The organism is Methanomicrobium sp., assembly GCF_055145805.1.
This window is the reverse complement of record NZ_JBSREC010000042.1, coordinates 1-7,620: the sequence shown is the minus strand read 5'-3', so window position 1 is coordinate 7,620 and position 7,620 is coordinate 1. Positions and strand designations below refer to the sequence as shown.

Annotated in this window: 6 protein-coding genes; 3 read left to right on the top strand and 3 right to left on the bottom strand. The window is 42.3% G+C overall.

Going from position 1 to position 7,620, the window contains the following annotated elements:
* On the bottom strand, window positions 1-1,936 hold a 1,936-nt coding region (locus ACTB1O_RS03380), incomplete at its 3' end, for a minichromosome maintenance protein MCM (protein WP_462993733.1).
* A 3-nt stretch (window positions 1,937-1,939) separates the two neighbouring features.
* Entirely contained in the window at window positions 1,940-2,917 is a 978-nt protein-coding gene (locus tag ACTB1O_RS03375; protein WP_462993732.1) for a replication factor C small subunit, read from the bottom strand.
* 199 nt (window positions 2,918-3,116) lie between these two features.
* Here ACTB1O_RS03375 and ACTB1O_RS03370 point away from each other — a divergent pair, with 199 nt between their 5' ends.
* The 3 genes from ACTB1O_RS03370 to ACTB1O_RS03360 are packed head-to-tail and all read left to right on the top strand — an operon-like array spanning window position 3,117 to window position 7,268.
* Entirely contained in the window at window positions 3,117-3,821 is a 705-nt protein-coding gene (locus ACTB1O_RS03370; protein WP_462993731.1) for a hypothetical protein, read from the top strand.
* An 8-nt stretch (window positions 3,822-3,829) separates the two neighbouring features.
* Complete coding sequence (locus tag ACTB1O_RS03365) at window positions 3,830-4,597, top strand: metallophosphoesterase (RefSeq protein ID WP_462993730.1); 768 nt, start codon at window positions 3,830-3,832, stop codon at window positions 4,595-4,597.
* Window positions 4,575-7,268 (top strand): DEAD/DEAH box helicase, encoded by a 2,694-nt coding sequence (locus ACTB1O_RS03360; protein WP_462993729.1) that lies wholly within the window; start codon window positions 4,575-4,577, stop codon window positions 7,266-7,268. Before ACTB1O_RS03365 ends, ACTB1O_RS03360 begins: the two co-directional genes overlap by 23 nt.
* A gap of 79 nt (window positions 7,269-7,347) precedes the next feature.
* Here ACTB1O_RS03360 and ACTB1O_RS03355 read toward each other — a convergent pair.
* Window positions 7,348-7,620 (bottom strand): TATA-box-binding protein (locus ACTB1O_RS03355; protein ID WP_462993728.1); only part of this gene is annotated, 273 nt, incomplete at its 5' end.

The following is a 7,620-nucleotide window of genomic DNA, read 5'->3' as shown; positions in this document are numbered from 1 at the left end:
CTGTAACAAGCTTGTCAATATCGAAGTTTCCTGTTTCAGGGTCATATGCCACATCCCTGAGACACCTGTCAACTATTCTTATGACACGTTCGGAATCTGAAACTTCAATATTCGGGCTGAGTCTTATTCTTGCGCTTGCCTCTGCAAGTCTTACAAGTGCCTCAAGCTGTCTTGCTGTTACAGGGACAGGTTTGTTGTTGTCTGTTGCGAGATCCCTTAAGCTCAGGTAATATGAAATAAGCTTCTCCTTGGCCTCAACTGACAGGAGAGGAAAACAGTTTCTCTTGGAGTAGGCGATATATTTTCGGAATATGAGTGGTTCGATCTCAGGGAGAACAGGTGCAAGTTTTTGTTCTATGTATTCGTCATCAACCCAGTCAAGCGGATTCTTTTTGTTATGCTCAATAAGTTCCCCAACTTCGTGGGCTTTTAATATGTGTTCACCTATTGCCCGATCAAGGACACTGTTGGGCTTATCCTTCATAACAAAGATAAGGTCAAAACGCGACAGAAGGGAAGGTGGCATGTTAATCTGCTCTGCTATGGGGGCATACTCATCAAAACGTCCCATTTTTGGGTTTGCCGCTCCGAGAAGTGCACAGCGTGATCTGAGTGTCGCAGTAATTCCTGCCTTTGCAATAGAGATAGTCTGCTGTTCCATTGCCTCATGGAGTGAACTTCTATCGTCCTTTGTCATCTTGTCCATCTCATCGACAGCCGCAATTCCCATGTCTGCAAGGACAAGTGCACCTGCCTCAAGTGTCCAGCGGCCATCTCCGAATTCGTCTTTTACAGCCGTTGCGGTAAGTCCTGCGGATGTTGAGGATTTACCGCTGGTATAAATTCCCCTTGGTGAGAGTTTAATGACGTATCTTAACATCTGGGATTTAGCAATACCGGGATCTCCCACAAGGAGCATGTGTATATCGCCTCTTAAGTGACTCCCGTCAGGAAGCGCTTTCATAATGCCTCCAAAGAGGATTAAGGAAATTGCCTCTTTCACCTCATCGTTTCCGTAGATTGATGGTGCGATTGAGTGTGAAAACTTGCGGTAAAGTTCGGGATCTCTTGAGAGTTCAAGAATCTCTTCTTCATCTTCTTCTGAGATTGAGACCTCTGAAAATTCCTTTTCTCCAATTTCAACGGAGTTGGCCTCAAGATAGATTTCAAAAAGAGAACTTTTGTTTCCGTGAGATACGCGCTGTATAGATCTTAAAATCCCGTTTATTACAACGCGGTCTCCCGGGGATGCATTTGCGACAAGATCGTCTGTTATGTCAACGTCAAGGGTTTCCGGCTGCTCTCCTCCTCTCAGACCTTCAGGTGACTCCTGAATTCTTAGTTTCTGGACATCAACAAATTTAGAGAGAGCAGGAACAAGCTCCATTTTCGTCTGCCTTTCGCACTGCGAACAGTTTCTGTAAGGCTCCTGAAATTTACCAAATCCCTGTGAATAAGGAGGCGTGAGTGTCCCGCAATTTAAGCATCTGAATATTGCATAGGTAAGACGGGGACGGACTTCGGTTGTTTTTCGTATAATACCTTCAACGGAGAGGAAAGTGTTGATATGATGGGCGCGAATCTCACGGACATCAATTTTTTTAGGCAGACGAATGAATCTTACATTTACATCATCCGCTTTTTCCTCCTCATCCTTTGTGAAGATAAGATTGTTCTGTTTTATTGCATCCTTAACGTCAGAGATGACTTTGCCAGGATTTTTAAGGAGTTCGTCTGCCAGTCCCAGACCTTTCCTGCCCCATTTTTCAAGTTTCTGATAGTCAATTATCAGAGATCTCCTGTATGGGAACTCTCGTGCAATCTCTCCGAGTTCGGCTTTGTAGTGCTTTTTTAGGAATTTACTCCAGTCAGCTGCCTTGTCAGTTACTTTTGCCTCTGAATCTTCATTTTTGGTAAATTCCGGAATTTCGTCCATTGTTTATGCCTGTCTGTGTTTTTCGGAACTTTGTATGCAGCGTGCCAGAAGAGCTTCCATCTGTATGTTCTGGTTTGCCCCTTCACTGATTCTGAAATCAGTCTCTCCAAGGTGGGTTATAAGTTCAACCTTTAACGAACGGTCTATTGATTTATCATTGACAAGAGTCCTGTAGAGCTGGTTTATAAGTTCGTTAGGAGCTATTCCGCGTTTTATCGTCAGTTCATGCAGCCTGTGTTCGGAAGCTTCAAAGTCCCCTTCCAGGACTATCTGAAGAAGATCGAGAATCTCATCAGGTCTTGCAGTGGATGTTATCTCATAGATCATCTCTTCTGAGATATCACTGCTTATTATGGCCGCACCCTGAAGTGCATTTATGGCCTTTCTCATATCTCCCTGTGCTACATAGATTATTGCGCTCAATGCCTCCCCGCTGATTTTAAGCCCTTCATTTATAGATATTCTGTTGAGCTCTTCTGTTATCGCTTCCCTGTCAAGCGGTCTGAATCTGTATATCGCGCATCTGCTCTGAATAGGATCGATTATCTTCGACGAGTAGTTGCATGAAAGAATAAATCTGCATGTACGGGCATAATTTTCCATTGTTCTCCTCAGGGCAGACTGCGCATCGTTTGTCAGTGCGTCTGCCTCATCGAGGAAAAGGATTTTAAATGTCGCGCCGCCCATTGGGGCGGTGCGCGCAAATTGTTTTATCTGGTTTCTGACAACATCAATCCCTCTCTCATCAGAGGCGTTTAACTCCCTGAAATTGACCTGCCAGTTATCACCAAAGAATTCCCTTGCAAGTGCGACCGCAGATGTAGTCTTTCCTATCCCTGCATTTCCGGTAAAAAGAAGATGTGGAAGACTTTCAGTTCTCACGTAATTTTTGAGACGCTCTATAATCCCTTTTTGTCCGACAACGTCGTCCAGCGTCTTCGGGCGGTATTTTTCAATCCATATCGTATTGTTTCCATCCATTTTATCGGCCCTGCATGAATTTTGGTTTAGTTATAATTTATTTTGTAAGTCGCAGAAGTTATCTTTTTTTGGATTGTTATTTCTTTAATTTCCGATGTTATATTGATCACTATTTTTGCCGGTTAAAAACAATCTTTAAAATAACACAGGGATGCCTGCTATGCAGGGATATCTCTTAAGAAAAAATGCCGGTGGAAAAATGAGATATTTTGCAGGTGAGCTTGAATTTTTGCAGGAGGATAGCAAGGGGGGTCTGATTTTACCGGACGGAGCATCTGTAAATAAGATTTATATCTGTGGCGCACTGACCGAACTAAAAAACATCCAAAATGGCCGGGGTTTAAATGCACGCGTCGCTGATCCTACAGGTGTTTTTAAGATATCCTGTGGTAAAGACCTTGCGTACTGCTCTTCAGTATTTATGGGAATGGGTATTCCTGTCTTTGTTCTCGTATACGGGAAAGTCCTGGCATCAAAGAGATACGGCACTTTTGAGATAGATATAATCCCTGAATCAGTCTGTGAAATTTCAAGAAAAGAACGGGATTTATGGGTACTTGGGACTGCTGCGGCAACAATAAAAAGACTTGAGAACTCTTTTGAAAGCATTGATGCTGATTATGGCAGAGAAGTAGTCAGAATTGTAAATGAAGCACTTTTAGTTGCAGCTCCATGTAATTCCTGTGAAACCATTTATCCTGTGGATATTTTAGAAGAGGCAGGTGAAAGGATTATGGCGATTATTGCAGAGAACAGCTCAAAAAAAGGTGTTCTTCTGGATGATTTGTATTCTCTTTGTGAAAATATCGGGATAGAGAAAACTGATGTACATAATTGCTTAAAAGAGCTAATCGAAGACGGGGAATTATATCTTCCTTCCGGTGGCTATGTAAAAATATTATAAGAAAAGAGATGATTCCAAAATTTCTATCCCAGGGGCCTGCAGTTGTAATTGAAAACAATATTCGTATACTTGTAGTGGCGGATACTCATTTTGGTGCGGAAACAGAACTTGCAAGGCGCGGGCTTTACATAAAAAGCAACACCCGTGAGAGGCTTTCACGTCTTTTGGGATGTATTGAGGATTCAGATTGTGATCTTTTATTACTTCTTGGTGATGTAAAACACTCCATTCCTGTTACAACCAGACAGGAATATGCGGAGATGCCCGGGATTATTGATGAAATAAGGAAAAAAATACCATTTAAAGTGCTGCCCGGAAATCATGATGTCGGGATAGAGAAATTTTTGAATGAAGATGAACTTCTGCCAAAAGACGGTTTTGTCCTGGATGGCACCGGGTATATGCACGGGCATACATATCCCTCTGAGGATCTGCTCGGAAAACTTATTGTTGCAGGTCATCATCACCCTGTTGTATGTCTTTATGATGAGGTTGGATGCTCTTTGAAATCTCAGCCTGCTTATGTTCTTGCAAAGATAAATTCTGAAATTCTTAATATGAAGACTTCTCTTCCCATATCAAAAACCCGTGTTCTTTTTGTCCCTGCTTTCTTTGAACTTGCAGGGGGAATTGATGTAAGAGAGCTTCTAAAAAGCAAACTCAGCCCTCTTTCAAGAAGTATTGATGAGGAAACTGCTGAAGTTTTCCTAAGTGATGGAACGTATATTGACAGCCTTGGAGGTCTTAAGGGTGATGAGTGCAGTAGATCTTCTTGACGAAAAAATCAAAGTTCTTTTGGATGTACGAAATTTCAGCGAGCTTTCAGATACACAGGAAGCAGCGATACCTCCTGTTATGCGTGGCAGCCATACACTTTGTATTGCGCCGACAGGCACCGGAAAGACTGAGAGTGCAATGCTTCCTGTTTTTCATAAACTTCTTAGTCAGGAAGGCAGCGGATTTAAGGCACTCTACATTACTCCTCTCAGATCATTAAATCGTGATATACTGGGTCGTCTTGAGTGGTGGTGTCATGAACTTTGTCTTTCAGTCGGAGTCCGGCATGGTGATACCACACAGTCCGAGAGAAGAAAACAGGCACTAAAACCTCCTGATCTTCTGATTACAACTCCTGAAACACTTCAGGCGATGTTTACCGGAAAGAGACTCCGCGAACATCTTAAAAATGTAAGATTTGTAATAATCGATGAGATTCATGAGCTTGCCGGAAACAAAAGGGGTGCACAGATGTCTGTTGCACTTGAAAGAATTGTCGAATATTCCGGAGAGTTTCAGAGAATTGCTCTGTCGGCAACAGTCGGGAATCCTTCTGATGTTGCACGTTTTCTCTGCGGAGAGCGCCCTTATGAACTTGTAAACATACCGGTTGCTCCCCTTTTGTCTGTTGATGTTAAATATGCCGGAGACTCGTTTTCAAAACAGACAAAGGTTGTTGAGAGAAGCATTAATTCAAAAGATACCTCGCTTGTTTTTGTCAATACCCGTGTTACGGCAGAGGCCCTCGGGCATGAGCTTTATAAGAGAGGCGATGTGGACGTTCATCATGGCTCACTCTCACGTGAAGTGCGTATTGACGCGGAAGAGAGATTCAAAAAAGGTGAATTAAAGGCTCTTATATGCACATCATCGATGGAGCTCGGGCTTGATATCGGTCATGTGGGGCAGGTTTTACAATTTGGTTCGCCAAGGGAGGTTTCAAGACTTTTGCAGAGGGTGGGGCGTGCAGGTCACCGGCTTGATACTGTATCAAAAGGAAGAATCCTTGCGACAGGTTTTGATGATCTTTTAGAATCTCTTGTAATTGTAAGGCGTGGTCTTTCAAACGAATGTGAAAATCTGTCTCTGATTACCGACGCCGCAGATGTGCTTGCAAATCAGATATCTGCGATAGCGGTTGAATATGGTGAAATAAGTGCTGAAAAGGTAAGAGAAATAATTAAAAGATCTGCATGTTTTCCGGGAACTGATGAGATATTTGATGCTGTCTGCAGCCAGATGGAGGAGCATCGTCTGATTAGAACAGAATCAGGCATGATTATCAGAACCGGACGAAGCAGAACATATCTTTATTCCAATCTCTCGATGATACATGACGAAAAGAAAGTAAAAGTGTATGATATTGTCTCAAGACGGTACGTAGGTACTCTTGATGAGTCGTTTGTTATCGGTTTTATCTATACCGGCGCTGTTTTTATAACAAAAGGGCAGTTGTGGCAGGTTCTTGTAATAGAGGACGGGATGATAAAGGTCGAGCCTGCACACAGAATAAAGGGTGAGCTGCCTTCATGGGAAGGCGAACAGATACCTGTTCCTTTTGATGTCGCAAGAGAAGTGGGCAGGCTTAGGAGAACAGAGGATTTTAGAGAATACAAGACAGACAAGCCCTCTCTCAAATATGCAAAGGATTTTTTAAAAGGGATGGAGGATGCAGGCTCACCTGTTCCCTGTGATAACCTGATAACAATTGAGCATTATGATGATGGTGTTGTCATAAATGTATGCGGCGGGCATAAAGCGAACGAAGCCCTGGGCCGGTGTATTTCTGTTCTTTTATCTGCCAGGTTCGGAACTTCTGTCGGAATAGAGGTGGGGGCTTATCGGATTATGTTAAGGCTTCCCGGCAATGTCAGGGCAACTGATGTTATGGAAATTCTGATGTCTATTGAGCCTTCGGCAATAAAGGGCATTTTGCAGATTGCCCTTAAGAGAACTGCCATTTATAAATGGAAGATGGTTCAGACCGCAAAGAAGTTTGGAGCTATTGATGCCGATGCCGACTATGAACGTATCAGCATCAATCGTTTAACAGATTTCTTTGAGGGAACCATTATTCAGAAAGAGGCATACCGTGAGCTTTTTTCAATTAATATGGATACAGAAAAGGCAGAGATTATTGTAGAAGAGATTCAGTCTGAAAAGACAGCGGTGTCGATTGCACCTCTTAGTGCAATAGGCCGTGAAGGTTTTTCTTCGTCAAGAGATGTAATTCCTCCTGTATCTGAGGATCAGGCAATAATTACGACGATAAAGAGACGTCTGAAAGAGGATAATATAATTCTCTTCTGTATGAACTGCCGAAACTGGAAGAGTAAAACCACTGTCGGGCGAGTTCCTGAAGATATTGTCTGCCCAAAATGCGGTGCAAGACTGATTGCAGCGTTAAAACCGTATGAAGAGGAATATATAAAAGCGATTTTGAAGAAAGATAAGTCAAAGGAGGAAAGAGCTCTTGAGGTTCGTCTCCTGCGTAATGCAAACATTGTCCTTTCAAGCGGGAAGGCTGCGGTGACTGCTTTTGCGGCAAGAGGTGTCGGGCCTGATTCAGCATCAAGAATCATTGCAACAATGGCAAAGGGAGATGATTTTTACAGAGAGATTTTAAAAGCCGAGAGAAATTATATCAGGACACATCGTTTCTGGCAGTAAATTAATATTCCTGAAAAAAGTTTCAAACCTGTATTAAACAGCGAATTCAAAGAAAAAAAAGTATTTCCTGGGAAAATTTTTACATTATGTTTTCAAGCTTATGTTCGAGGAAATCAAGTCCTTTTTTAACATCATCAAGATTTTTTCCGCCTGTTAAAATAATCTTTCCTGATGAGAATATGAGTGCCACAATCTTTGGTTCTTTTATTCTGTATACAAGACCCGGAAACTGTTCAGGTTCATATTCAATGTTCTCAAGGTCCAGTGTTACAACAACCTTGTTTAGGTTTATCTTCTTTCCCATGTCATATGAGCATACTATGTTTGTTATTGCAACTTTTGGCTCATCAAA

What these genes read in the sequence shown, in the direction of transcription:
- ACTB1O_RS03375 (WP_462993732.1), bottom strand. Translation starts at nt 2,917, where the DNA reads ATGGATGGAAACAATACGATATGGATTGAAAAATACCGCCCGAAGACG.
- ACTB1O_RS03370 (WP_462993731.1), top strand. Translation starts at nt 3,117, where the DNA reads ATGAGATATTTTGCAGGTGAGCTTGAATTTTTGCAGGAGGATAGCAAG.
- ACTB1O_RS03365 (WP_462993730.1), top strand. Translation starts at nt 3,830, where the DNA reads ATGATTCCAAAATTTCTATCCCAGGGGCCTGCAGTTGTAATTGAAAAC.
- ACTB1O_RS03360 (WP_462993729.1), top strand. Translation starts at nt 4,575, where the DNA reads ATGAGTGCAGTAGATCTTCTTGACGAAAAAATCAAAGTTCTTTTGGAT.